We start from the raw sequence: 22,909 nt of genomic DNA, 5'->3' as shown, positions 1-22,909 counted from the left end.
TCGAACAACCGGCCCCGCTCCAGGCCGCCGCCGAGGCCGCGCCGGCCGCTGTCCCGGCGCCTGCACCCGTAGCGCCTGCCGCCGTCGCGGTCGATGCCGTGGGGCCCCTGGAGCCCGTAGCGCCTGCGGCGCCCGTCACCGCAGTCACCGGCGGCGTGAGCCCGAGCCTGTCCCCGCGCCTCGACAGCCTGCCGCTGCCAGCCGCGCTGCTCACCGGCGAAGGCGACCCGGGCTATGCGCTGCCCATGCCGCCCGAGCCCGGTTACAGCGCCGTCGCGCCGCACGTCGCCGCCAGCCTGCGCGCTCTGCTGGACGAGCTCGACCTGCCCGAGCGCCACAAGCCCCAGGGCGAAGCCCTGCGCGAGCGCCTGGAGGGCGGCCTGAACTGGTACGAGCTGGTGCCGGTACTGGACGACCTCGCCGTGCTGGTGCTGGCCGTCACCAACAGCGAGCACCGTGACTTCGCCCTCTACCTCAAGCAGCTCAACGAGCGCCTGGTCGCCTTCGTCGCCTCCATTTCCGCCGCCCAGGAGGGCTACAGCGAGACCCTGGAAAGCGCCCGCGTACTCGACGACCAGTTGCGCGAGCAGGTCAGCGACCTGCAGAGCAGCGTGCAGGACGCCACCGACCTGGATGACCTCAAGCGCGCCGTGGAAAAGCGCCTCGACGGCCTGCTCAGCACCATGAACGACTACCAGCGCCAGCGCGCCGCCCGCGAAGAAGAAGTCGGCGGGCGCCTCAAGATGCTGGTGGACCGCGTCGCGACCATGGAACAGGAGGCCAGCGCCTTCCGTGACCATCTCGAGGAGCAGCGGCAGAAAGCCCTCAGCGACCCGCTCACCGGCCTGCCCAACCGGGCCGCCTGGAGCGAGCGCCTGGAGCTGGAGGTGGCGCGCTGGAAGCGCTACGGCGGCGAGCTGCTGCTGGCGGTGCTGGACATCGACCACTTCAAGCGCATCAACGACAACTACGGCCACCTGGCCGGCGACAAGGTGCTCAAGATCATCGCCGGCGAGATCGCCAAGCGCCTGCGCAAGACCGACTTCATCGCCCGCTTCGGCGGTGAGGAGTTCGTCCTGCTGATCCCCGCCACGCCCCTGGAGGGCGGCCAGCAACTGCTCGACACCCTGCGCGGGGCCATCGAGCAGTGCCCGTTCCACTTCAAGGGCGAGCCCGTGACCATCACCCTGTCAGGGGGGCTGGTGTCCTTCGTCGAAGGCGAGAAGGACGACCAGGCGTTCGAACGCGCCGACCAGGCGCTCTACCGCGCCAAGCGCGACGGCCGCAACCGCATCGAGCTGGGCTGAGCCGCCTCAGGCGGCGTAGGTGAGGTAGGGCTTCCAGTCTTCCGGCACACGCTCCAGGCGCGGGTAGTCCAGGGCGTCCAGTTGCAGGCGCGACAGCTGGAAGGGTGTGTGCCGCAGCTCCGGCGGCAGCGCCCGCAACTCCGGCAGCCAGAGGCTCACGTAGCTCGCATCCGGGTCGTAGTGACGGGCCTGGCGCAGGGCATTGAAGGCCTGGCTGCGCTGCGGGTCGCTGGCCACGCCGGCCAGGTACGCCCAGTTGCCCCAGTTGCTCGCCGGGTCGTAGTCCAACAGGTGTTCCTCGAACCAGGCCGCGCCGTGGCGCCAGTCCTGCTCCAGGTCGTGCACCAGGTAGGCGGCCACCACCTGCCGGCCACGGTTGGACATGAAACCCGTGGCGGCCAGCTCGCGCATGCTGGCGTCCACCAGCGGCATGCCGGTGCGGCCCTGGCACCAGCTCTGGAAACGTTCATCCAGGTGCCGTGGCGCACGCTCGGTGGCCTTCAGCCCGCCGGCCTCGAACAGCGCGCTGCCATGGCGCAGCAGGGTCCAGCGGAAATAGTCGCGCCACAGCAGCTGCTGCCACAGCTGGTGGGTGGAGGCATTGGCACCGTACTGCGCCTCGTGACGACGCAGCTCGGCGGCGACGCGCCGTGGCGAGAGGCTGCCGTTGGCCAGCCAGGGCGAGAACTTGGAGGAGTATTCGCTGCCCACCATGCCGTTGCGGCTGTCCTGGTAGCCGCGCACGCCCTGGCTGGTCCACAGGTAGTCGCGCACCCGTGCCAGTGCGGCGGTCTCGCCACCGGAGAAGGGGAAGGCACTGATGGACAGGCTGACCGGCTCGCCCAGCCCCAGGCGGGTCGGCGTCGGCAGCGGCTCGAACAGCGCGTCCACCGCCTCGGGCAGCGGTGGCAGTGACTCGGGGGCCGGTCGCGGCTGGTACACGCTGGGGCGCTGCTCGACCTGCTCGCGGAACTGGCTGAACACCGCCGGCAGCCGCTCCACCGGCGTCGGCAGCTCCTCGCGGCGCAGCAGGCTGTTGCCGGCCAGCTCGCGCAGGCGGATATCGCCCAGGGCCTGGCGCACCTCCTCGACCAGGGCTCGCTCCTGGGGCGCCACCTCTTCGAGGGTCAGCACCTCGTTCAGGTCCAGGTGCTCCATCAGTGCCGGGATCACCTGCGCGGCGTCGCCCTGCACCACCAGCAGGCGCGAACCGCGCTGGCGCAGCTCGGCGTCCAGGGCGGTGAGGCTTTCCAGCTGGAAGCGGGCGCGGTGCACACCCATGCGGCGGATGCCCAGGTCGCCCGGACGCAGCAGCTTCGGGTCGAAGACGAACAGGGGGAGAACCCGGTCGGCCGCCAGCGCGGCCTGCACGGCGGGGTGGTCGTCCAGACGCAGGTCCTGTTTGAACCAGAGCAGATGGCGGCGCATGACGTTGATCCTCGGCAGGCATTTCCCTATGCCAACGGATTCCGCTGGCCACTAGAAGTTATAGGCTTTTCGAAGGCGTTGAACAGTGCCGCCCGGAGGATGACCGGTGGCGTTGCTGCCCTCGGGCCGGGAGCTGCGTATAATCCGCCCCTTTTTTCGCGGGCTGCGCCCGCTTTCACCCTGTGGAGACATCGTCAATGCGTCTTTCCCTTTCCCGTATCGCCAGCTGGTTGGGTGGTTTTGCCCTGACCTTCGGCGCCGCCCAGGTCGCCGGCAGCGAACTGCTGCAACTGCAGGACGACAACCTGCAGTTCGCCACCCTTCCCTATTCCGCCGGCGAGAGCTTCCTCAGCTTCGCCACCGAGCGCCCGGCCTTCACCGCCGGCCTCTCGCCCAAGGCCCTGGCCGACCTGCCCGGCCACACCCCTGCCCCCCTGCGCCTGCGCATCGCCGGGGCCCAGGCCACTCCGACCCCCGGGCAGGGCACCAACCTGCTCGGCCCCGCCTTCGACCTCCAGGCCCCGGGCTTCGACTACCTGACCCTCAGCCTCTACGACCGCGACGACCAGGACGAGCCCGGCCACAGCGTGCAGTTCAGCGGTGCCTGGGCCTATGCCTTCCGCCTCGGCGACGCCAGCTGGCTGCTCGACGGCGGCCTCGACTGGGCCGGCGCCGAAGGCGAGCGCGAGCAGGGCCTGAGCTTCAGCCCGCAGCTGAGCTTCGATGCCGGCGACTACTTCTTCGCCCAGGGTCGCCAGCTGTTCCTCGGCATCCAGTACCTGCAGCAGAGCGGCGGCTACAGCGAGCCGGACGAGTTGCGCGGCAACGCCTCGCGTGACCAGCGCGCGGTCAACACCACCCTCAAGTACCACTTCTGACACCCGACCCGGCACGGCGGCGAGACGTCGCCGCCAGCGCCCTTTACACTTCGTCCTTCAGTTGAGGAGCGCCCATGGAAATTCTCGGCATCGCCGTGCTGATCTTTCTGGTCACCGACCCGTTCGGCAACATCGCCATCTTCCTCGCCGCACTGAAGAACGTCGCGCCGGAGCGGCGCCTCAAGGTGGCCCTGCGTGAACTGGTGTTCGCCCTCGGCCTGCTGCTGCTCTTCCTCACCTTCGGCGAGAACATCCTCAGCGGCCTCGGCCTGTCCCGCGAGGCCATCGCCATCGCCGGCGGCATCATCCTCTTCATCATCGCCCTGCGCCTGATCTTCCCGCGTCCCGAAGGCGTGCTCGGCGACCTGCCCGACGGCGAGCCGATGCTGGTGCCCCTGGCCACCCCGGCCGTGGCCGGTCCCTCCGCGCTGGCGGTGCTGATGACCTTGCGCAACACCCACCAGGGCGAGCTCTGGGAGCTCTACGTCGCCGTGCTGGTGGCCTGGGCCTGCACCGCCCTGATCCTGCTCCAGGCCGCCTTCCTGCAGCGCTTCCTCGGCCAGCGCGGCCTGATGGCGGTGGAGCGCCTGACCGGCATGCTGCTGATCATGCTCAGCGTCGACATGCTCCTGGACAACCTGCAAAGCGTGCTACACATCAGCCCATGAGAACCTTAGCCCTCGGCCTGCTGCTGGCCCTGCTCGCCGGTTGCGCCAGCGGCCCGCGCATCGACCGCAGCCAGACTTCGGTCAACCAGAACAGCCGCGTGCAGTACGTGGTGCTGCACTACACCTCGACCGACCTGGAGCACTCCCTCGCGCTGCTCACCCATGGCGAGGTCAGCGCCCATTACCTGATCGGCGCCCAGCCGCCGACCATCTACCAACTGGTGGACGAGAACCGGCGCGCCTGGCACGCCGGCCAGAGCGAATGGCAGGGCCGCACCTGGCTCAACGCGAGCACCATCGGCATCGAGCTGGTCAACGAGGGCTACGAGCAGACCGCCACCGGGCGCAACTGGCAGCCCTTCGACGACCAGCAGATCGACGCCCTGATCGTGCTGCTCAAGGACATCGTCAAGCGCCACAACCTGCCCCTGGGCAGCATCATCGGCCACAGCGACATCGCCCCCCAGCGCAAGGTCGATCCCGGCCCCCTGTTCCCCTGGAAGCGCCTCGCCGACGCCGGCCTCGTGCCCTGGCCGGAGGCTTCCGCCGTGGCGGTGGAGCAGGCGCGCTTCGCCCAGGCACTGCCCACCGTCGGCTGGTTCCAGATGCAGCTGGCCCGCCAGGGCTACCCGGTGCCGCGCAACGGGCAGCTGGACGAGGCCACCCGCAACGTCATCGCCGCGTTCCAGATGAAGTACCGCCCGCACCTGTTCGACGGCCAGCCCGACGCCGAGACCGCCGCCCTGTTGCTGGTGCTCAACCGCAACCCGGGGGAGGGCCTGCCGCCCCGCCCCGTGACATTCAATTGACGCAATGACGCCGACGCGCGCCGGTCGGCGGCCGGCGCGATGATTTCCTGGCGGTGGGCTATACCTCACTGATCTCGCCAGGACGCGCTTGCCATCATGCCGCCCCCACTTTCCCGTTGGCGCCGCACCCTCTACCAGCCCCTGCCCGTGGCCATCCTGGCCGGCCTGCTCGGCGCCTGCCTGTTCGTGCTGGCGAGCCTGTGGCTGGCGGCCCAGCAGGCCCAGCGCGCCGAGCAGGAACAGATGAAGGTCCAGGGCGAGCGCTTCCTGCAGCGCCTGGAACAGGTGTTCGGCCAGCTCCACGAGGCCCTCGACACGCTCGAAGCCCAGCCCCTGCGTGGCTGCGACATGGCCATGGTGGAGACGCTGCGGCAGATCAACTTCCGCTACCGCTTCATCTACGAAGCCGCCTTCATCGGCGGCGGCCAGCGTTGCTCCTCCTGGCCGCGGCAGAACTCCTTCGGCCCGGAGCGCCCGGCGGACATCGTCGGCCAGCGCCAGAGCTACTGGCTCAACAGCACCGACCAGCCCGACGACAACCTCGCCGCCCTGGTGGTGGGGCGCGGCTACTTCCGCCTGTCCACCTCGCGCGGACACCTCAGCGACATGGTCGAGCTGCCCGCCGGCGCCAGCCTCCTGCTGCTGCCCAAGAGCACCGGCGCCGCCCTGCCCATCCTCGGCCTGGCGCAACCCTGGCCGCCCGGCTCCGAGTGGCCGACGCCCAAGGACTACGAGCTGGAGGTCAATGCCGATCGCCTGGCCTACCGCATGCCCACCCAGACGCCGGAGTTCGACCTGCTGGTGATGACCCCGCGCGGCGAGCTGCTGGCCCGCGCCCGTGACGCCCTGCTCGGCTGGCTGCCCGTTGCCGCCCTGCTGTCGCTGCTCTGCGGTGTGCTCGCCTACTACGCCATGTGCCGCCGCCAGTCCCTCAGTGGCGAGCTGCAGGGCGCCATCCGCCGGCGCGAGCTGCGGGTGCGCTACCAGCCGCTGTTCGACCTGGCCAGCCGTCGCTGCGTCGGCGCCGAGGCCCTGGTGCGCTGGCGTCGCACCGACGGCAACATGATGAGCCCGGACCTGTTCATCCCCCTGGCCGAGAGCACCGGGCAGATCCGCGACATCACCGACTTCATGATCGAGCAGGTGCTGGCCCAGCAGAGCACCTTCCTGCGTGACAACCCGGAGCTGTACATCTCCATCAACCTGGCGGCCTGCGACGTCGGCTCGCCGCGCATCGCACCGCTCACCGCCGCGCTGCTGGCGCGCTACCAGGTGCCGGCGCGGCAGATCGCCTTCGAGGTCACCGAGCATGGCCTGGCCGACATCCAGGCTGCCCAGGAAGTGCTCGGCCAGCTGCGTGCCCAGGGCCACCGCATCCTCATCGACGACTTCGGCACCGGCTACAGCAGCCTCGCCTACCTGCAGGCACTGCCGGCGGATGTGCTGAAGATCGACAAGGCCTTCGTCGATGCCCTCGGCCACGACGCGGCCAGCAGCGGCGTGGCCCCGCACATCGTGCACATGGCCCAGGCGCTGCAATTGAAGGTGGTGGCCGAAGGCATCGAGCACGAGGCCCAGGCGCTGTTCCTCGCCAGCGAGGGGGCCCACTACGGCCAGGGCTGGCTGTTCTCTCGGCCGCTCACCGCCGCGCGTTTCCGTGACCTGGTGGCCGGCCAGCTCGACCTCACCCAGGCCCTCAACGACGAAACGCTGCCCGCCGCCTGATCGCATTGGGAAACCCGTCGCGCCGAGGTGATGGGTTTCGCTTCGCTCTACCCATCCTACAAGGGCGTTCGAGCCCGCCCCGCAGGAGCGAGCTCTGCTCGCGAAGCGCCCCCGCCTGTGCGGGGAGGAAGGGAAAGGCGCGCCGCTAGAGCGGCAGGGCCAGGTAGAACTGCGCGCCTTCGCCGGGGCGCGAGTAGATGCCGATGCGCCCGCCATGGAGCTGGACGATCTCCTTGCACAGCGCCAGCCCCAGGCCGACGCCGCCGGTGTAGCTGCCCAGCTGCACGAAGGGCTCGAAGATGCGCGCCTGCTGGCTGTAGGGCACGCCCTCGCCGTTGTCCTCGACGCTGAGGATCACCCGCTCGCCATGGCGCCGCGACTGCAGGCGGATGTGCCCGCCGTTGGGCGTGTGGCGGATGGCGTTGCTCACCAGGTTGTCCAGCACGCGCTCCACCTGCGGCCGGTCGATGGGCACGCGGGGCAGCGGCTCCAGCAGGTCCAGCTCGATGCTGATGCCCTTGGCCTGCGCCGGCTCCTGGAACCGCGCACGCAGGCTGCCGAGCAGGTCGTCGATGTCGCAGGGCGCCAGGTTCAGGGTCTGCATGCCGTTCTGGTAGCGGGAGAAGTGCAGCAGGTCGTTGATCAGCCGCACCAGGCGCTGCATCTCCTCGTCCACCGTCAGCAGCAGGTCGGACTCGCGCGACTCCTCGGCGAAATCCAGGCGCTCGCGCAGCAGGCCGAACGCCATCTGCATGCCGGTCACCGGGGTGCGCAGCTCGTGGGAGGCGCGCAGCACGAATTCGTTGCGCACCCGCTCGAAGGCGCGCTGCTCGGTGACATCGCGCAGCACCATCACCGCCCCGAGGATGCGCTCTTCGTCCAGGCTCACCGGCGTCAGGCGCCAGCTCAGCAGGCGGCTCTCGCCGTCGGCCTCGATGCTCAGGTCGTCCGGCTCCTGGGCCAGGGTCTCGCCGCGCAGCACCTGCTGGGTGGGCAGCTCCATGGCGGGGTTGTTCATGGCGTGGCTGAGGGTCTGGCCGAGCTGCTCGGTCTCCCAGGCCAGCTGGCGCTGGGCCACCGGGTTGGCGTGCTCGATGCGGCCCTGGCGGTCGAGGATCAGCAGGCCGTCGTCGATGCTGTCGAGCACCGCCTTCAGACGCCGCTGCTCGGCCAGCAGCTTCTCGATATTGGTTTCCTTGAACAGCCGCAGGCCTTCGGCCATCAAGCCGAAGCGACGGCTCAGCGAAGCCATCTCGCTGACCGTGGAAATCGGCAGGGTCACCTGGAAGTCGCCCTGCCCGATCCGGTCGGCCGCGCGCGCCAATGCCTCGATGGGCTGGCCGAAGCGACGGGCGATGCCGTGGGCGGTGACGAAGCCGATCATCAGCACGGCGATGCCCAGCACGCCCAGCAGCGTCGCGACCAGGCTGGCGCGCTCGCGGGCGGACTGCTCGGCCTCGGCGGCGCTGTGCAGCGCGTGCTTCTGCAGCGCCAGCATGGCGTTGCGGGTGGCGTTGAGCGCCTGGCTGAAATCGTCGTCGCGGCTATCTCCGTCCACGCGCTCGCTGACCCGCAGGAAGTCGCCATAGGCGTCGGCGATGGCCTGGAAGCCCTGGCGGGTCTGCTCGTCGCGGGCGTTCATCAGCCCCTGCTGGAGGATGCCGAGGAAGCGCTTCTGGGACGCCTGCAGCCCCGGCACGTCGGAGCGCTCGCGGGTCAGGTTGACCAACTGGTCGCCCAGGTGGGTGCGCAGCTGCTCGCCCAGGTCGATGGTGGCGAAGTTGTAGGTGATCAGCTGCTCCTGTGAACGGGCCAGCTGCATGACGCTGATCAGCCCCAGCAACAGGCCCAGCAGGGCGACGGTGATCAGGGCCGAGATGCTGAGAAAAAGCCGCGTGCGCAGCTTCATCGGCAGTTTCATAGACCGTACTGCTTGCGTTTTCGATAGAGCGTCGAGGCGTCGATCCCCAGGGTCCTGGCGGCCTGGTCGAGGGTTTCGCTGGCTGCGAGGACGGCCGCGATATGGGCCTTCTCCAGGTCTTCCAGGCTCATCGAGGCGCCTACGCGCGGTGCGTTGTTGGCTGGCGCCTCGCTCAGGCCCAGGTGGGCGATCTCCACCAGTTCCTGGCCGCAGATGATGCTGGCGCGCTCGATGACGTTGCGCAGCTCACGCACGTTGCCCGGCCAGTGATAGCCCAGCAGGGCATCGCGCGCGGCGTCGCTGAAGCCCCGTGCCGGGCGCGCGTAGTCCTTCACGAAGCGGGCGAGGAAGCGCTCGGCCAGGCCGATCAGGTCCTCGGTGCGCTCGCGCAGCGGCGGCAGGTGCAGGGTGATGACATTGAGGCGGTAGAGCAGGTCCTCTCGGAAGCGGCCCTCGCGGACCATCTCGTCGAGGTTGAGGTTGGTGGCGGCGAGGATGCGCACATCGGCGCGGCGGGTCACCGCGTCGCCGACCCGCTCGTACTCCTTGTCTTGGATGAAACGCAGCAACTTGGGTTGCAACGTGAGGGGAAAGTCGCCGATCTCGTCGAGGAACAACGTCCCGCCGTCCGCCTGGTTGACCCGGCCGAGGGTGCTCTCGCTGGCCCCCGTGAAGGCCCCGCGGCTGTGGCCGAAGAGCTCGCTTTCCATCAGCTCCGCCGAGAGCGACGGGCAGTTGATGGTCACGCAGGATTTCTTCGCCCGCTTGCTCCAGCCGTGGATGGCGCGCGCCAGCTCGCCCTTGCCGGTGCCGGACTCGCCGAGGATGAGGATGTTGGCGTCGGTGCTCGCCACCTGACGCGCGGTTTCCAGCACCGCCATCATCGCCGGGCTCTGCGAGTCCAGGCCGTCGCCGGGCTTGCGCACTTCGCCTTCCAGGGCCTCCAGGCGCGCCGTGAGCTGGCGCACCTCCAGTTGCTTGGCGGCTGAAAGGCGCAGCTGGTCGGGGCTGCACGGCTTGACCAGGTAATCCGCCGCGCCGGCCTGCATGGCATCCACGGCGGTGTCCACCGCCGAATGCGCGGTGACGATCACCACGCGCATCCACGGCGCCTGTACGCGCATCTGCGCGAGCACATCCAGGCCGTTGTCCTCGCCCAGGCGCAGGTCGAGGAAGCACAGGTCGAAGACCTGGCGCTGCAGGATGGCTTCGGTCTGCGCCGCGCTGCTGGCGGTGGCCACGCTGTAGCCCTCGTCCTCCAGGCAATAACGGAAGGTACGCAGGATCGCCGACTCGTCGTCGACCAGCAGGATGCGTCCCTTGGTTTCCGTTGCTGTTGCCATTTTTTCGCTCCGCATTGTTCAGTCGTACCGCTTAGTCCAGGAATTATCGTGCAAGTTGCATGGTTCTTTCATACATGTATTGCAGCCTGCATGCAGTGACTGCCTGCAGGTTGTAAACAAGTAGCTGATTCATAAGGGAAAAAAGATCAAAAAAGGGCTGGCATGACCCTTGCCAATTCCCTGCATCGGAAGGCGCCGGAGCGCCGGATCGCATGACAGGGGGTTCCATGTGGGACTTGCGCAAGCTCGCGCTGGCGGTGATCGGCAGCACGCTGATGGCCTCGTCGACTCCCTCGCTGGCACGCGAGGGCTGGAGCCAGCGATTGCATGAGGCTCGCCAGGAAGGCTCGGTGTGGACGGCCTTCGCCTTCAACCGCCATCTCTCGCCCTTTTCCCTCAACGTCGATGTCGAGGGCAGCCTGGCCACGCTCACCGGCACGGTGGAGAACGAGGTCAAGCGCGAACTGGCCGAGCAGGTGGCGTTGGGCATCGAGGGCATCGAGACGGTGGACAACCGCATCCGCGTCGATCCCGGTGTGCGCCCGCACCGGGTCTCGGTGGCGGCTGCGGACGAGCGTCTCGACGATGCCACCGTCAAGGCGCGGGTGAAATCCAGGCTGCTCTGGAACCCCCGCACCGAAGGCCTGGATATCGATGTCGAGTCCCATGCCGGCCTGGTGACCCTGAGCGGCGAGGCGGCCAGCGCAGAGGCCCGCGAACTGGCCGGCAAGCTCGCTGCCAGCGCCGAAGGCGTCGAGCGGGTGGACAACGCCATCCGCGTGACCGGCGAGCCCGACACCGCCGCCCGCGCCCAGGACCGGCCCGCCGCCCTGCTCGGCGACGCCTGGATCACCGGTCGGGTGAAGACCCGCTTTCTTTCCAGCTCCAGCCTCGCCGTCCTCGGCATCTCCGTGGAGACCGAAGGAGGCGTGGTCCGCCTCACCGGCACCGTGGCCACGGCTGCCGAGAAGGAGCTGGCGGTGGAAACCGCGCGCAACGTCCGCGGCGTGCTCGACGTGCAGGCCGCATCACTCAAGGTCGCCGGCTGAGGCGATCGCATCCGCAAGCAAGGAGAAACTCCATGACCCGTACCACCGCGCAACTCAACGAACTGATCGAGATCACCCGTGACGGCGAGCGTTTCTACCAGCACGCCATCGAGGAAGTGAAGGACCCGGCCCTGCAAGGCCTGTTCCGCGACATGGCGCAGGCCAAGACCCAGGTCATCCAGGCGCTGGCGGTGAAGGTCGCTGCCAACCACGAGGATCCGTCCACCGGCGGCACGTTCGTCGGCAAGCTGCGCCAGGTCTATGCCGATACCCGCGCGTCGCTCTCCAGTGACGAGAAGGCCACCTATGTCGGCCAGCTGGAGGAAGCCGAGGACCGCATCCTGCATGCCTTCGAGGATGCGCTGGAGAGCGCGGAGCCCGAGGTTCGCGGCCTCATCGCCCAGGAGATGCCCCGGGTCAGGGCCTGCCACGACCGCATGCGCAGCCTGAAGCAGTCGATGAAGTGAGCCGGGAGCGGACAGGGATGTCCGGCCATGCAAAACGCACGACGCCGCACCGGTGATCATGCAAGTTGCCAGTCACGATACCCGTCGATAAATAAGTAACTTGTTGAATTTAAAGAAATTTAATCGAACGCAAAAGCTGGCATGCGCTCTGCAATCCATAGATCAGGAAGCGTCGCCAGGTGGCGATGACAGCAGGACAGGCAGGGGACTCCGGTCCCCCGATCGATCAACGGCCCAGGAGGTGTTTCAGGATGAACCGTCGTCACGCACGTCTCGCCCTTGCGGGCAAGCTACTGCTGACCACCCTCGCCGTGGCACTGGTGGTCCTTGCCGGACAGTCCTGGCGCCTGCACCAGCAGGACGAGGCGCGCCAGCAGCCGCTGCCGGCGCGGATCGACGTGGTCCCCGCGCCTGCCGCCTTCCATGCCAACGGGATGCTCCATGACGGCTCGCTGCAGAGCGTGGCCCAGGAGCGCTGGAACGACCAACCCCAGCAGCCCCGCTGGGTGTTCTGAGCCAACAAGGAGATTCGAGATGTGGACCGTCACCCTGTTCCTGGTAGCCCTTCTGGCCCTTCCCCTGCTGATGCTCGGCAGCGCCCTGGCGGTCGGCCAGGCCCTGCAGGACAGCACTGATTTCAGCGGCATCGATTTCGTAAACCCGGCTGCGGAGGAAACCTCCGACGCGCAGCCGACTCAGTCGCAATCGGCCTGGTCGCCTGCGCACTGAAACCCGACAAACCGAAGAAGGAGAACCACCATGCTCAGTTGGGCACTTACATTTCTCGTCATCGCCATCGTCGCTGCGGTACTGGGCTTCGGCGGCATCGCCGGCACCGCTGCGGGTATCGCGAAGATTCTCTTCGTGCTGTTCTTGGTCCTGTTCGTGGTGTCCTTCATCTTCGGCCGCCGCCGGGGCTAGGGAGGCGCGATGCACATCCTGCGCACCCTCTGCGCCGCCACCGCGTTCGGTTTCGCCAGCACCCTGGTGCTGGCGGCCGACACGGACGCGCAGCACAGGCTCAATGAACTGCTGGGCACCGACCCGCAGTACCGCGAGACCTGGCAGGCGCTGGTGGAAGATGAAAGCCGTCTGCCCGACTGGGTGATGAACCTGAGCGGGACGGCACCGCCGATGAAGGCGGTGGACCAGGACGGTGACAAGTTTCTGGTGGGCGAGTTGTGCGAGCCGCACGCCTGCGCCAGCCAACGCCTCCTGGTCGCCTTCAGCTGGGACAAGGAGGACGCCTACGCCCTGCTGGTGCAAGTGCCGGAAGGCCTGCCCCAGGACAAGTCGCCGAGCCGCCATGCCAGCTTCCGCTGGCTGGGCGAACCGGATGACGAGGTGAAGGCGATTCTGGACGAACAGCTCAAAAGCGATCCGAACTGGTACTGAAGCCGTTCAGACCACAGGCCCCGCAGGCGGGGCCATGACCAGGGGGCCGGGTTGTACCGCGTCGGTAGAGCGGCACGACCTAGGGGTAAAGGGGTTACCTCCGCGACTGCGGGCCGGGTCAGGCGAAGCCGCCCCCGGGAAGCTGCGATCCAGCTTCCCGGGGGCAGCGTTATCAAGAGCAGCTGCAAGCTTCAAGCCAAGCCAAGAACAGAAGCCGTAAGCCACTTGCTTTTAACTTGGCGCTTGTAGCTTGCCGCTTGCCGCTATCCCTCTATTGCAACCTGATTGCCAGCTTGGCCACGTGGGCGCCCTGGAATCTGGCCAGCGCGAGTTCCTTGTCGGACGGCGTGCGCGAGCCGTCGGCGCCGGCGAGGGTGGCCGCACCGTAGGGCGAGCCGCCGCGCACGTCGCTGATGTCGGTCAGCTCGGGGGCGGCATAGGGCAGGCCGACGATCAGCATCCCGTGGTGGGCCAGGGTGTTCCAGAACGAGGTGATGGTGGTTTCCGAGCCGCCGCCGGTGCCGGTGGAGGTGAACACGCTGCCGAGCTTGCCCACCAGTGCGCCTTTCACCCAGAGCCCGCCGGTCTGGTCGAGGAAGGTGCGCATCTGCCCGGCCATGTTGCCGAAGCGGGTCGGGGTGCCGAAGAGGATGGCGTCGTAGTCGGCCAGCTCCTGCGGGCTGGCCAGCGCGGCCGGCTGGTCGAGCTTGGCACCGGCGTTGCGCGCGATGTCCTCGGGCATGGTCTCGGCGACGCGCTTGAGGGTGACCTCCACGCCCGGCACGCTGCGCGCACCCTCGGCCACCGCTTCGGCCAGGCGTTCGATATGGCCGTACATGGAGTAGTAGAGCACTAGGACCTTCTTCATCGTCATCTCCCAGGTCTGAGGTCATAAGCGACCGACCCGGTTCAGCCTAGATGGCTTTCATGACATTGCCGGGTGGCTTCCTGGCGCGGGCCGGCTTCGCGCCGCTATCATCCGCGCATCGTTTTTCGGGGGATCGTCCATGCTCAACGGCCTTTGGCTCGGCTTCTTCCTGGTCGCCGCGACGGCGGCGCTGGTGCGCTGGATCGGCGGCGACCCGGGCGTCTGGGCGGCCATGGTGGAAAGCCTGTTCGCCATGGCCAAGCTCTCGGTCGAGGTGATGATCCTCCTGTTCGGCACCCTGACCCTGTGGCTGGGCTTCCTGCGCATCGCCGAGAAGGCCGGCCTGGTGGAGGCGCTGGCGTGCCTGCTCGGCCCCCTGTTCCACCGGCTGATGCCCGAGGTGCCGCCCGGGCACCCCGCCCTGGGGCTGATCACCCTCAACTTCGCCGCCAACGGCCTGGGCCTGGACAACGCCGCCACGCCCATCGGCCTCAAGGCCATGCGCGCCCTGCAGGAACTCAACCCCAGCGCCACCACGGCGAGCAACGCGCAAATCCTTTTCCTGGTGCTCAACGCCTCGTCCCTGACCCTGCTGCCGGTGTCGATCTTCATGTACCGCGCGCAGCAGGGTGCCGGCGACCCGACCCTGGTGTTCCTGCCCATCCTCCTGGCCACCAGCGCCTCGACCCTGGTGGGCCTGCTGTCGGTGGCCGTCATGCAGCGCCTCAGGCTCTGGGACCCGGTGGTACTGGCCTACCTGGTGCCCGGCGCCCTGCTGCTGGGCGGCTTCATGGCGGTGCTGGCCGGCCTCTCCGCCACCGCCCTCGCGGCGTTGTCGTCGCTGCTGGGCAACCTGGTGCTGTTCGGCCTGATCCTGGCGTTCCTGTGCATCGGGGCGTTGAAGAAGGTGCCGGTGTACGAAACCTTCGTCGACGGCGCCAAGGAGGGCTTCGAGGTGGCCAGGAGCCTGCTGCCGTACCTGGTGGCCATGCTCTGCGCGGTGGGCGTGCTGCGCGCCTCCGGTGCCCTGGAATTCGGCCTCGATGGCATCCGTGCGCTGGTGGAGTGGTCCGGCCTCGACACCCGCTTCGTCGACGCCCTGCCCACCGCCCTGGTCAAGCCGTTCTCCGGCAGCGCCGCCCGCGCCATGCTCATCGAGACCATGCAGACCCAGGGCGTGGACAGCTTCCCCGCGCTGGTGGCCGCCACCCTGCAGGGCAGCACCGAAACCACGTTCTACGTGCTCGCGGTGTACTTCGGCGCCGTCGGCATCCAGCGTGCCCGCCATGCCGTGGGCTGCGCCCTGCTGGCCGACCTCGCCGGCGTCATCGCCTCCATCCTGGTGTGCTACTGGTTCTTCGGCTGACAGCGGCCCCGGGCTGAAGCCCGGGCTATGGTCGGCGCTGAAGCGGTGGGAGCGAATTCATTGGCTCTGTCTGCGTTATAGTGTTGCTAGAGGATTTGAGCTCAGCTGATTGTCGAGTTTTGGTGATGTTTCTGGTTTCGCCCCCCCCGGGCGAGTCCCTTTTAACAATCGTCGGAATGCCGAACCACTTAAAAGGAACCAAAAGGGCTTGCCCCATCATCCGGCCTCGGCTTCGCCGGGGTTCCCTCACTCCATCGTCGCTATCGGGGGCCGGCGCGATGGGCCATCCATGGCCTGGCGCGCCTCTCGCGGCATCCATGCCGCTCGTCCCCCGGCGCAACGACTGCGTTCGGCCTCCTGGAGGGGCGTTGGCGGCTGCCCCACCTTTCTTCGTCCAGCGCATCGCCATGTGGTGCGCACGGGCTTTCGTAGGATGGTGTAGAGCGAAGCGAAACCCATGCGGTGGCGGTGGCACGAACCCTTGGGTGCCCGGAAACGGCCATGCTTGAGCGCTTGCATTAAAGCCACAGCAGCTAACGCAGACAGAGCCAATTCATTCGCGATCGGGTTGGCGGGTTGCACCCGCCCTGCCCGGGGACCTTGCAGGGGCGACTTCGGTCGCCAAGCGGTGCGTAGCACCGCCAAAGGCTTCGCGAGCAGAGCTCGCTCCTACGGTCATACGGCTATGCGGTCATGGCGCCAAGGTCAATGCGGCTTGGGCGGCAGCGGGTCGTCGGTGACCTCGAAGCGCAGGGTGCCGATCATCTGGCCGGCCTCGGTCACCACGCGCACCTGCCAGCTGCCCACCGGGTTGGCGGGGAAGTTCTGCTTGTGGGTCCAGGCGCGGTAGCCCTTTTCGCGACCGCCGTGGATGTCCAGGGCGATGCGGTCCACTTCCTTGCCCTCGAAACGCCACAGGTGATAGATGCGCTCGTTCAGCCCGCGCGGTGCATTGATCGCGGTGTAGGCGTAGAGACCGTCGCTGCGCAGGTCCGCGGCGGTGACGGTGTGCACGCCCTTGCCGGGGGTGCGCTGGTGGTCGTCGAGCTCCGGGGTCACCGCCACTTCGGTCAGCCACAGGGTCGCCGGCGGCACCATCACCCGGGTCAGCCAGCCGGTGGCGCCCAGTGCCAGGGTCAGCCCGACCAGGGCCAGGCCCCGCCACCAGCGCTGCACGCGGATGGTGCTGTAGAGGCTGAGGAAGGACAGCAGCACGGCAATGCCCAGGGACCACTCGAAGCTCTGCGCGGTGGTCAGGTGGAGAATGATCGGCAGTGCCGTGAGCAGCACGGCGAACAGGGTCAGGGTGTGGTAGGCGAGGAACAGCCAGCGGTGCGGCGCCAGGAAGCGGTTGTACAGCGGGTCGGTGATGGAGATCACCGCGGCCACCGCCAGCATTCCGGTGAACAGGGCCTGGCCGCTGTTCCAACTGGTGGTGATGAGGAAGAAGGGCAGCACGAAGAACAGGCTTTCCTGGTGGATCAGCTGGGTCAGGAAGCGTGTCAGCGGGGGCGGCAGCTCGATCTTGAACAGGCGCTCGATGCTGCTGCGGAACAGGTTCTCCAGCAGCAGCCAGACCCAGCTCACCAGCATGATGATGGCGATCACCTTGGCCAGGCGCGCCCCCCGGTCCACCAGCAGGAAGCTGCCGACACCCGAGCAGAAGCCGTAGAGCGCGATGAGCCGGGGATGGCGCTGGATCAGCGCGATCAGGGCGAGCAGGCGGTTTTTCCAGATCGACATGGGCACGTCGGACGAGGTGGCGGGGGCCGCAGGATACTGCCCGTCCGCCGGCCTGAGAAGGCGCGCGACGGCCTGACCGACGGCCTGCGGCTCAGGCGGGCGCGGGGCGCGGGGCCTTGCGGCGACGATGCCACAGCAGGGCAACGGGCAAGGCCAGGCCGAGCAGCGCCGAAAGCAGCCAGCCCAGCTGGTCGTAGCCCAGCAGCGGCTGTTCGATGCGGATGTAGCCCGGCTGGCGGAACAGTTCCCGGGCGATCGCGTCGACCTGCTGTGGCGTCACCGCGCGCAGGGCGGCGGCCTGGTCACCGAAGTGGCCGTCCTGGTAGTCGCCCAGGGCACCCCAGTAGTAGTCGGCGAGCGCGGTGTTGCCTTGCACCGCCCAGGCCTCGCGGCTGATGGCGAGACCGCGCAGGCGCTCGAAGGTGGCCGGGTCCAGCCCCTGGTCGCGCAGGCGGGCGGTGACCCGGCGCAGCACCGCGAGGGCGGGTTCCACGTCGTCGCGCTCCAGGTCGGCGTTGAGGCTCAGGAAGACCTCGGCGCCGAAGGCACGACGCTCGGTCCAGGGCCCGTAGGACAGGCCGCCCTGGATGCGCAGCTGCTGGTAGAGCTCCCAGTCCAGGTAATCCTTGAGCAGTTCCCAGGCGGCGTAGTCGGCCCCCTCCACCTCCGGTTCCGGGAAGATCCAGTGCAGCGTGGCGCTCTCGCCCACTAGGCCACGGCGCAGGGTGCGACGTTCGGCGGCGTCGCCGTTGCTGGTGGGCAGTTCCGGGTGCTCGCGCACGTCCACCGGCGCCAGGGCGCCGAAGCGCCGCTCGATGAAGGCCGGCAGCAGGCGATCGAGGTCGCCGACGACGATCAGGCTCATGTTGTTCGGCGCGTACCAGTCGCGGCGCAGGGCCTCCAGGGCCTCGCGCTGCAGGTGCGCCACCTGGGGCCGTTCGGCGCAGGCCAGGCCCAGTTCGACGGCGAGCTGCTCGTGGGCCTCGCGGCCGAGGTCCTGCTGGTCCAGCAGGCGCTCCAGGTGCGAGTAGTGGCCGCCCCCCTCGCGCTGCACCACCTGTTTGGCGGTGGCGATGCGGGCGTCGTCCAGGGGCGTGTCGCCGAGCACCTGCAGCAGCAGGTCGAGCACCTTGCGCTGGTTCTGCGCCGGCGCCTCGATGACGAAGGCGGTGTCGCTGGTGCTGGTGAAGGCGTTCCATTCGCCGCCCAGGGCCTGCATGCGCGCCTCCAGGCCCGCTTCGCCGTCACCGTCCAGGCCGCTGAAGAACAGGTGCTCCAGCAGGTGCGGCAGCTCCTTGTCACGGCAGGCGAAGTCGTCGAAGCCGACACCCACCACCAGGCGGATGGCGACATGGCCGCGCTCGGAGGTGGGCTTGAGGATCACCTGCAGGCCGTTCTGCAGTTCGTAGCCCTCGACCCGGTTGCGATCGGCGGCGTGCACCGTGGCACCGAGCAGGAGCAGCAGGCAGAACAGGTAGCGCATGGCGTGGGTCTGGTGGCGGGGAAGCGCCGAGCATAGCGGATCGCCCCCGCCCCTGCGCAATCACCCCAGGCCGCGGCGGCTGCTCCAGAACTGCAGGGCCAGCTGGCGCAGGTCGGCGGCCAGGCCGGCCACCTCGCCGGCGCTGCGCTGGCTGCACAGGCCGCTGTTGGCGTTGTCGTCGGCGGCGCGGCGGATGGTCGCCAGGCTGCGCTGGATCTCCTCGCTGGCGGCGCTCTGCTGCTCCACCGCGCTGGCGATCTGCAGGCTCATGCCGTTGATGGCGCCGACCTGCTGGTTGATCCGCTCCAGGGACTCGGCCGCGCGCTGGGCCTGGGCCAGGCTGCTCTCGGCCTGGGCGCAGCTGCGCTGCATGGCCGCGACGGCCTGCTCGGCGCCGCTCTGCAGGCTGTTGATCATCTGGTTGATCTGCGCGGTGGACTGCTGGGTGCGCCCGGCCAGGGCGCGAACCTCGTCGGCCACCACGGCGAAGCCGCGCCCGGCATCCCCGGCCCGCGCGGCTTCGATGGCGGCGTTCAGGGCCAGCAGGTTGGTCTGCTCGGCGACGCCCTGGATCACGTCCAGCACCTGGCCGATCGCGCTGCTGTGGTCCTGCAGCTCGCGCACCACGCGGGTGGCGTTGCGCACGTCCTCGTCCAGCTCGGCGATGCGGGCGCGGGTGGCGCTCACCTCGTGCTGGCCGATGCGCGCGGCGTCGTCGGTCTGGTCGGCGGCGCAGGCGCTCTGCTGGGCGCTGCGCGCCACTTCCTGGACGCTGCCGGCCATCTGCCCGACGGCGGTGGCCACCTGGTCGGTCTCCTGCTGCTGGCGGTGGCTGCCGGCACTGCCGTGGGCGACGGCGGTGGCCAGCTCCTCGGCGTGCTCGGCGAGCTGGCGCGAGGATTCGGCGATGCGCCCGACCAGCGCGCCGGTCTCCATCTCCAGCATCTGCAGGCAGAAGCCGAGCTGGCCGAATTCGTCGCTGCGCTGGCCGTAGACCGCCTGGCTCAGCGGGTTGTCGGCGATGCCCCGGGCGCGGCCCAGGAGTTCGCGTAGCGGGCGCAGCTGGCGGTGCAGGGCCAGCCCCGCGCAGCCCAGCGCCAGGCCCCAGGCCGGCACGGCGGCGAGCAGGCCATAGGGCGCCAGGGCCTGGTACAGGGCGATGCCCAGCGCCATGCCCAGGGCCGGGCCGGCGAGCAGGCGCAGGTGCAGCGGCAGGCGCGTGTGGGCGGGCATGCGGCCGGCCTCGAGCTGGGCGTAGACCCGTTCGGCACGCTGCACCTGCTCGGCGCTCGGGCGGGTGCGCACCGACTGGTACTCCAGCACCTGGCCGTCACGCACCACCGGGGTGACGAAGGCGCTGACCCAGTAGTGGTCGCCGTTCTTGCAGCGGTTCTTCACCAGGCCCATCCAGCTGCGCCCGGCCTTGAGCGTCCGCCACAGATGGGCGAAGGCGGCGGCCGGCATGTCCGGGTGGCGCACCAGGTTGTGGCTCTGGCCGATCAGCTCGGGTCGGCTGAAGCCGCTGATGTCGACGAAGTCCTGGTTGACGTGGGTGATCACGCCCTTGAGGTCGGTGGTGGAGAGGATGTTGGCGTCGTCGGCGAAGACGACGGCGCGTCCGCTGACCGGCAGGTTGCGTTTCATGGGGTGGCTCTCGTGATGGCTTCGGGCAGCAGGCACCAGTGCCCGTCGAAGCATTCCTCGCCGTTGAACAGGCGCTCCAGTGCCTCGGGTGGACGGGGGCGGCTGAACCAGAAGCCCTGGGCGTAGTGGCAGTCCTCGGCGGCGAGGAAGTCCAGGTGTTCGGGGCGCTCGACGCCTTCGGCGATCACCTCCAGCCCCAGGCTGCCGCCCAGGCCGATGATGGCGCGGGAAATGGCGCGCAGCTCGGGGTCCTCGGGGGCGCCGTCGATGAAGCTGCGGTCGACCTTGAGGATGTGCAGCGGGAAGCGCTTGAGGTAGCCGAGGGAGGAGTAGCCGGTGCCGAAGTCGTCCAGCGCCAGGCGCACGCCCTGGCAGGCCAACTCGCGCAGGCAGGCGAGGGTGTCGGCGCCGTCCTGCATCAGCAGGCTTTCGGTGATCTCCAGCACCAGGCTGGAAGGGGGCAGGCCCGATTCCTCGAGTATCGACTCGAGCCGCGCGGCGAAGCCCGGCTGGTGCAGCTGGCGGCTGGAGAGGTTGACCGAGCAGCGCAGGCCGCGCTGGCCGTCCAGTTGCCAGGCGCGGGTCTGGCGGCAGGCTTCGCGCAGCACCCAGTCGCCGACGGCGATGATCTCGCCGGACTCCTCCAACGCCGGGATGAACTGCGCCGGCTGCACCAGGCGGTCGCCCTGGCGCCAGCGCAGCAGGGCCTCCACGCCCACCAGCAGCGGCTGGCCCTGGTCGGTGCGGCAGATGGGCTGGTAGTGCAGTTCGAACTCGTCGCGCGCCAGGGCCTGGGCCAGGGCGCTCTCCAGGTCCAGGCGGTTCTTCGCGGCGGCCTGCAGCTCGCTGCTGTAGCGGGCGATCTGCGCCTTGCCGGCCTCCTTGGCGCGGTACAGGGCGAGGTCGGCGGCCTGCAGCGCGTCGATGGTCTGGCCCTCGGCCTGGAGCCCGGTGATGCCGATGCTGGCGCTGACCACCAGGGTGCGCTCGTCCAGGTGCAGCGGCTGGTGGAGGCTGTCGAGCATGCGCTGGGCGACGACCTCGGCGTCGCCCAGGCAGGCCAGGTCGTCGAGCAGCACGACGAACTCGTCGCCGCCGAAGCGCGCCAGGTGGTCGCCCGGGCGCAGGCAGCGCTCCAGGCGATGGGCCACCTCCACCAGCACGCGATCACCGACGGCGTGGCCGAGGCTGTCGTTGATCAGCTTGAAACGGTCGAGGTCGATGAACAGCAGCGCCGCCTGGCGGGCGCCAGGGCGCAACTGGCGTTGCAGGGCCTGCTGCAGGATCTCGTCCAGGCGCAGGCGGTTGGCCAGGCCGGTAAGCGGGTCGTGGCGCGCCGCGTGGCTGAGCTGGTGCTCGGTGGCCTTGCGCTGGCTGATGTCGGTCTGCGAGCCGGCCATGCGCTGGCCCTCGGCGACGCCGCGCACCAGGACCCAGAGGTAGCTGCCGTCCTGCTGGCGCATGCGGTACTCGTGGCTGAGCCAGGGGCTGTCGCCGCGCAGGTGGGTGTCGATGGCCTGGCGCAGGGCCGGCAGGTCGTCGGGGTGGACGCGGGCGAACCAGCCGGCGCTGCTCTCGCCGAAGGCATCGCGCGAGCGGCCGAGCATGCTCGCCCAGCGCTCGGAGATGTACAGCCGGTCGTGCTCCAGGTCCCAGTCCCAGAGGCCGTCGTTGGCGCCGCGCAGGGCCCGGGCGAAGCGCGCCTCGCTGTCCTCCAGGGCCTGGTGCTGGGCGGCACTGTAGGTGTCGATGGCCAGGGCGATGTCGAAGAACACCACTTTCACGAGGCTGCCCAGGGTGCGGGTGGTTTCGCTGTCGCCGAGCAGGCCGGTGAGCATCTGGTCGAGGTACAGGCGGTAGGCGCCCAGGTACCACTTCAGCTCGACGCCCACGCGCTGGTGCACCAGGCCGACCTTGAGCCGGTGCATGACGTAGTCGCGGTCATAGGGGCCCTTCCACAGGCGCTGGTAGTAGTCCAGCTGGCTGGCCTTCAGGCGCGCCAGGGTCGCCGGGTCGCGGAGGATGCTGGCGGTCGGCTCGAAGTGGTCGAGGTGCGCGTAGAGGCGCTCGACGAACACCTCGTGCAGGGCCTCGACCACCTCCGCCTGGCGGTTCAGGCGCGCGGCGTCGAGCGCCTGCCAGTCCAGGTAGCGGCAGCGCTGGTCGATTTCGCGGCGGCCGAGGCCGATCCTGCCGAGCATCCCCTTGAGCTGTGTTTCGAACCCCATCCCTCGTCCCTCATGCAAACCTGCGGGCAATAAAAAAGGCGCCACGCGTGGCAGCTCCAAGTGGAACTGCCACGCGTGGCGCCTTGTCTTGCAGGCCCTTGCGTCCTGCCCGGCAAAGCCGGTTTCCGCCCTTGGCGGAACCTTGCAGCGCGAGGTTGTACACCAGTCAGGCCGGGCGCGACAACTCTTCCAGTGCCTGCTCCAGGCGCCTGCGCAAACGCCCGAGTTCCCTGGACTTGAAGGCGTGACGGGTGCGGTCGAGCACGGTCACCGCCTCATCGAGGAGCAGGCGCAAACGGGCGGTTTCGCTGAGGGGCGCGTCCTTGAGCCATCGGCACAGGGGCGCACGCTGGCACTGGCCGGTCTCGGTGATCACTTCGCAGACGACGCCCATGGCGGGCAGCATCTCGCGCAGCAGGCAGGCGAGCGCAGGATCGGTGATGGCGGCGATCGGCGGATCGGAGCTGTCCATGGTCGGGGCTACGGCTGATGGCAATTGGCTATGCACTCTAGCCATCACCCGGTCGGCGGGCATTGATCGGCGTCAGTCTGTCGCGAATCGCCACAGAGCCTGGCGGCGTCGGCCA

Annotated in this window: 21 protein-coding genes; 12 read left to right on the top strand and 9 right to left on the bottom strand. The window is 69.0% G+C overall.

Going from position 1 to position 22,909, the window contains the following annotated elements; translation table 11 throughout:
* Nucleotides 1–1,307 (top strand): GGDEF domain-containing protein (locus ACYJSS_RS13105; protein WP_459479948.1); only part of this gene is annotated, 1,307 nt, incomplete at its 5' end.
* A 6-nt stretch (nt 1,308–1,313) separates the two neighbouring features.
* Here ACYJSS_RS13105 and ACYJSS_RS13100 read toward each other — a convergent pair.
* Nucleotides 1,314–2,735: a DASH family cryptochrome gene (locus ACYJSS_RS13100; RefSeq protein WP_111259327.1), complete on the bottom strand. Its 1,422-nt coding sequence runs from the start codon at nt 2,733–2,735 to the stop codon at nt 1,314–1,316.
* A 197-nt stretch (nt 2,736–2,932) separates the two neighbouring features.
* On the opposite strand from ACYJSS_RS13100, the gene ACYJSS_RS13095 reads away from it, so the two are divergent.
* The 4 genes from ACYJSS_RS13095 to ACYJSS_RS13080 all read left to right on the top strand — a co-directional run bounded on the left by ACYJSS_RS13095 (nt 2,933) and on the right by ACYJSS_RS13080 (nt 6,815).
* The gene (locus tag ACYJSS_RS13095) at nt 2,933–3,613 is read left to right on the top strand and encodes a hypothetical protein (RefSeq protein WP_236205056.1); all 681 of its coding nucleotides are present in this window, start codon (nt 2,933–2,935) and stop codon (nt 3,611–3,613) included.
* Between the two features lie 74 nt (nt 3,614–3,687).
* A complete protein-coding gene (locus tag ACYJSS_RS13090) occupies nt 3,688–4,281 on the top strand; it encodes a MarC family protein (RefSeq protein ID WP_111259329.1) in 594 nt (197 codons plus the stop codon).
* The gene (locus tag ACYJSS_RS13085; RefSeq protein WP_236205055.1) at nt 4,278–5,090 is read left to right on the top strand and encodes an N-acetylmuramoyl-L-alanine amidase; all 813 of its coding nucleotides are present in this window, start codon (nt 4,278–4,280) and stop codon (nt 5,088–5,090) included. The genes ACYJSS_RS13090 and ACYJSS_RS13085 overlap by 4 nt, the downstream gene beginning before the upstream one ends.
* A 93-nt stretch (nt 5,091–5,183) precedes the next feature.
* Nucleotides 5,184–6,815: an EAL domain-containing protein gene (locus ACYJSS_RS13080; protein WP_373875107.1), complete on the top strand. Its 1,632-nt coding sequence runs from the start codon at nt 5,184–5,186 to the stop codon at nt 6,813–6,815.
* Between the two features lie 145 nt (nt 6,816–6,960).
* Here the strand turns inward: ACYJSS_RS13080 and ACYJSS_RS13075 are convergent, their stop codons facing one another.
* Nucleotides 6,961–8,736, bottom strand: a complete 1,776-nt coding sequence (locus ACYJSS_RS13075; protein WP_236205053.1) for an ATP-binding protein — start codon at nt 8,734–8,736, stop codon at nt 6,961–6,963.
* A complete protein-coding gene (algB, locus tag ACYJSS_RS13070) occupies nt 8,733–10,079 on the bottom strand; it encodes a sigma-54-dependent response regulator transcription factor AlgB (RefSeq protein ID WP_111259333.1) in 1,347 nt (448 codons plus the stop codon). The genes ACYJSS_RS13075 and algB overlap by 4 nt, the downstream gene beginning before the upstream one ends.
* Nucleotides 10,080–10,306: 227 nt before the next feature.
* Here algB and ACYJSS_RS13065 point away from each other — a divergent pair, with 227 nt between their 5' ends.
* The 6 genes from ACYJSS_RS13065 to ACYJSS_RS13040 all read left to right on the top strand — a co-directional run bounded on the left by ACYJSS_RS13065 (nt 10,307) and on the right by ACYJSS_RS13040 (nt 12,990).
* A complete protein-coding gene (locus tag ACYJSS_RS13065) occupies nt 10,307–11,128 on the top strand; it encodes a BON domain-containing protein (RefSeq protein WP_236205051.1) in 822 nt (273 codons plus the stop codon).
* Between the two features lie 32 nt (nt 11,129–11,160).
* The gene (locus tag ACYJSS_RS13060) at nt 11,161–11,595 is read left to right on the top strand and encodes a ferritin-like domain-containing protein (RefSeq protein ID WP_111259335.1); all 435 of its coding nucleotides are present in this window, start codon (nt 11,161–11,163) and stop codon (nt 11,593–11,595) included.
* Between the two features lie 251 nt (nt 11,596–11,846).
* Nucleotides 11,847–12,110: a hypothetical protein gene (locus ACYJSS_RS13055; protein WP_236205050.1), complete on the top strand. Its 264-nt coding sequence runs from the start codon at nt 11,847–11,849 to the stop codon at nt 12,108–12,110.
* A 19-nt stretch (nt 12,111–12,129) separates the two neighbouring features.
* On the top strand, nt 12,130–12,324 hold the full coding sequence (locus ACYJSS_RS13050) for a hypothetical protein (RefSeq protein ID WP_236205049.1): 195 nt from the start codon (nt 12,130–12,132) through the stop codon (nt 12,322–12,324).
* A 30-nt stretch (nt 12,325–12,354) separates the two neighbouring features.
* A complete protein-coding gene (locus ACYJSS_RS13045; protein WP_021218842.1) occupies nt 12,355–12,516 on the top strand; it encodes a DUF1328 domain-containing protein in 162 nt (53 codons plus the stop codon).
* Nucleotides 12,517–12,525: 9 nt separating this feature from the next.
* A complete protein-coding gene (locus tag ACYJSS_RS13040; protein WP_111259338.1) occupies nt 12,526–12,990 on the top strand; it encodes an inhibitor of vertebrate lysozyme family protein in 465 nt (154 codons plus the stop codon).
* A gap of 271 nt (nt 12,991–13,261) precedes the next feature.
* Here ACYJSS_RS13040 and wrbA read toward each other — a convergent pair whose 3' ends face one another.
* Complete coding sequence (wrbA, locus tag ACYJSS_RS13035; RefSeq protein ID WP_236205048.1) at nt 13,262–13,858, bottom strand: NAD(P)H:quinone oxidoreductase; 597 nt, start codon at nt 13,856–13,858, stop codon at nt 13,262–13,264.
* A gap of 139 nt (nt 13,859–13,997) precedes the next feature.
* On the opposite strand from wrbA, the gene ACYJSS_RS13030 reads away from it, so the two are divergent.
* A complete protein-coding gene (locus ACYJSS_RS13030) occupies nt 13,998–15,224 on the top strand; it encodes a nucleoside recognition domain-containing protein (protein WP_236205047.1) in 1,227 nt (408 codons plus the stop codon).
* A gap of 705 nt (nt 15,225–15,929) precedes the next feature.
* Here the strand turns inward: ACYJSS_RS13030 and ACYJSS_RS13025 are convergent.
* The 5 genes from ACYJSS_RS13025 to ACYJSS_RS13005 form a co-directional block, all read right to left on the bottom strand.
* A complete protein-coding gene (locus ACYJSS_RS13025) occupies nt 15,930–16,967 on the bottom strand; it encodes a DUF5924 family protein (protein ID WP_111259341.1) in 1,038 nt (345 codons plus the stop codon).
* A gap of 91 nt (nt 16,968–17,058) precedes the next feature.
* Nucleotides 17,059–18,450, bottom strand: coding sequence for a M16 family metallopeptidase (locus ACYJSS_RS13020; RefSeq protein ID WP_236205269.1), 1,392 nt, complete (start codon nt 18,448–18,450; stop codon nt 17,059–17,061).
* A gap of 60 nt (nt 18,451–18,510) precedes the next feature.
* Complete coding sequence (locus ACYJSS_RS13015; RefSeq protein ID WP_111259343.1) at nt 18,511–20,094, bottom strand: methyl-accepting chemotaxis protein; 1,584 nt, start codon at nt 20,092–20,094, stop codon at nt 18,511–18,513.
* Nucleotides 20,091–22,322: a putative bifunctional diguanylate cyclase/phosphodiesterase gene (locus ACYJSS_RS13010; RefSeq protein ID WP_236205270.1), complete on the bottom strand. Its 2,232-nt coding sequence runs from the start codon at nt 22,320–22,322 to the stop codon at nt 20,091–20,093. The genes ACYJSS_RS13015 and ACYJSS_RS13010 overlap by 4 nt, the downstream gene beginning before the upstream one ends.
* Nucleotides 22,323–22,488: 166 nt before the next feature.
* Nucleotides 22,489–22,794, bottom strand: coding sequence for a hypothetical protein (locus ACYJSS_RS13005; RefSeq protein ID WP_052351353.1), 306 nt, complete (start codon nt 22,792–22,794; stop codon nt 22,489–22,491).
* Nucleotides 22,795–22,909: the final 115 nt, after the last annotated feature.

Source organism: Pseudomonas sp. No.21, assembly GCF_054558415.1.
The sequence above is the reverse complement of the archived record's forward strand: the minus strand, read 5'-3'. Positions and strand labels throughout refer to the sequence as shown.

What these genes read in the sequence shown, in the direction of transcription:
- ACYJSS_RS13100 (WP_111259327.1), bottom strand. Translation starts at nt 2,735, where the DNA reads ATGCGCCGCCATCTGCTCTGGTTCAAACAGGACCTGCGTCTGGACGAC.
- ACYJSS_RS13095 (WP_236205056.1), top strand. Translation starts at nt 2,933, where the DNA reads ATGCGTCTTTCCCTTTCCCGTATCGCCAGCTGGTTGGGTGGTTTTGCC.
- ACYJSS_RS13090 (WP_111259329.1), top strand. Translation starts at nt 3,688, where the DNA reads ATGGAAATTCTCGGCATCGCCGTGCTGATCTTTCTGGTCACCGACCCG.
- ACYJSS_RS13085 (WP_236205055.1), top strand. Translation starts at nt 4,278, where the DNA reads ATGAGAACCTTAGCCCTCGGCCTGCTGCTGGCCCTGCTCGCCGGTTGC.
- ACYJSS_RS13075 (WP_236205053.1), bottom strand. Translation starts at nt 8,736, where the DNA reads ATGAAACTGCCGATGAAGCTGCGCACGCGGCTTTTTCTCAGCATCTCG.
- algB (WP_111259333.1), bottom strand. Translation starts at nt 10,079, where the DNA reads ATGGCAACAGCAACGGAAACCAAGGGACGCATCCTGCTGGTCGACGAC.
- ACYJSS_RS13065 (WP_236205051.1), top strand. Translation starts at nt 10,307, where the DNA reads ATGTGGGACTTGCGCAAGCTCGCGCTGGCGGTGATCGGCAGCACGCTG.
- ACYJSS_RS13060 (WP_111259335.1), top strand. Translation starts at nt 11,161, where the DNA reads ATGACCCGTACCACCGCGCAACTCAACGAACTGATCGAGATCACCCGT.
- ACYJSS_RS13055 (WP_236205050.1), top strand. Translation starts at nt 11,847, where the DNA reads ATGAACCGTCGTCACGCACGTCTCGCCCTTGCGGGCAAGCTACTGCTG.
- ACYJSS_RS13050 (WP_236205049.1), top strand. Translation starts at nt 12,130, where the DNA reads ATGTGGACCGTCACCCTGTTCCTGGTAGCCCTTCTGGCCCTTCCCCTG.
- ACYJSS_RS13045 (WP_021218842.1), top strand. Translation starts at nt 12,355, where the DNA reads ATGCTCAGTTGGGCACTTACATTTCTCGTCATCGCCATCGTCGCTGCG.
- ACYJSS_RS13040 (WP_111259338.1), top strand. Translation starts at nt 12,526, where the DNA reads ATGCACATCCTGCGCACCCTCTGCGCCGCCACCGCGTTCGGTTTCGCC.
- wrbA (WP_236205048.1), bottom strand. Translation starts at nt 13,858, where the DNA reads ATGAAGAAGGTCCTAGTGCTCTACTACTCCATGTACGGCCATATCGAA.
- ACYJSS_RS13030 (WP_236205047.1), top strand. Translation starts at nt 13,998, where the DNA reads ATGCTCAACGGCCTTTGGCTCGGCTTCTTCCTGGTCGCCGCGACGGCG.
- ACYJSS_RS13025 (WP_111259341.1), bottom strand. Translation starts at nt 16,967, where the DNA reads ATGTCGATCTGGAAAAACCGCCTGCTCGCCCTGATCGCGCTGATCCAG.
- ACYJSS_RS13020 (WP_236205269.1), bottom strand. Translation starts at nt 18,450, where the DNA reads ATGCGCTACCTGTTCTGCCTGCTGCTCCTGCTCGGTGCCACGGTGCAC.
- ACYJSS_RS13015 (WP_111259343.1), bottom strand. Translation starts at nt 20,094, where the DNA reads ATGAAACGCAACCTGCCGGTCAGCGGACGCGCCGTCGTCTTCGCCGAC.
- ACYJSS_RS13010 (WP_236205270.1), bottom strand. Translation starts at nt 22,322, where the DNA reads ATGGGGTTCGAAACACAGCTCAAGGGGATGCTCGGCAGGATCGGCCTC.
- ACYJSS_RS13005 (WP_052351353.1), bottom strand. Translation starts at nt 22,794, where the DNA reads ATGGACAGCTCCGATCCGCCGATCGCCGCCATCACCGATCCTGCGCTC.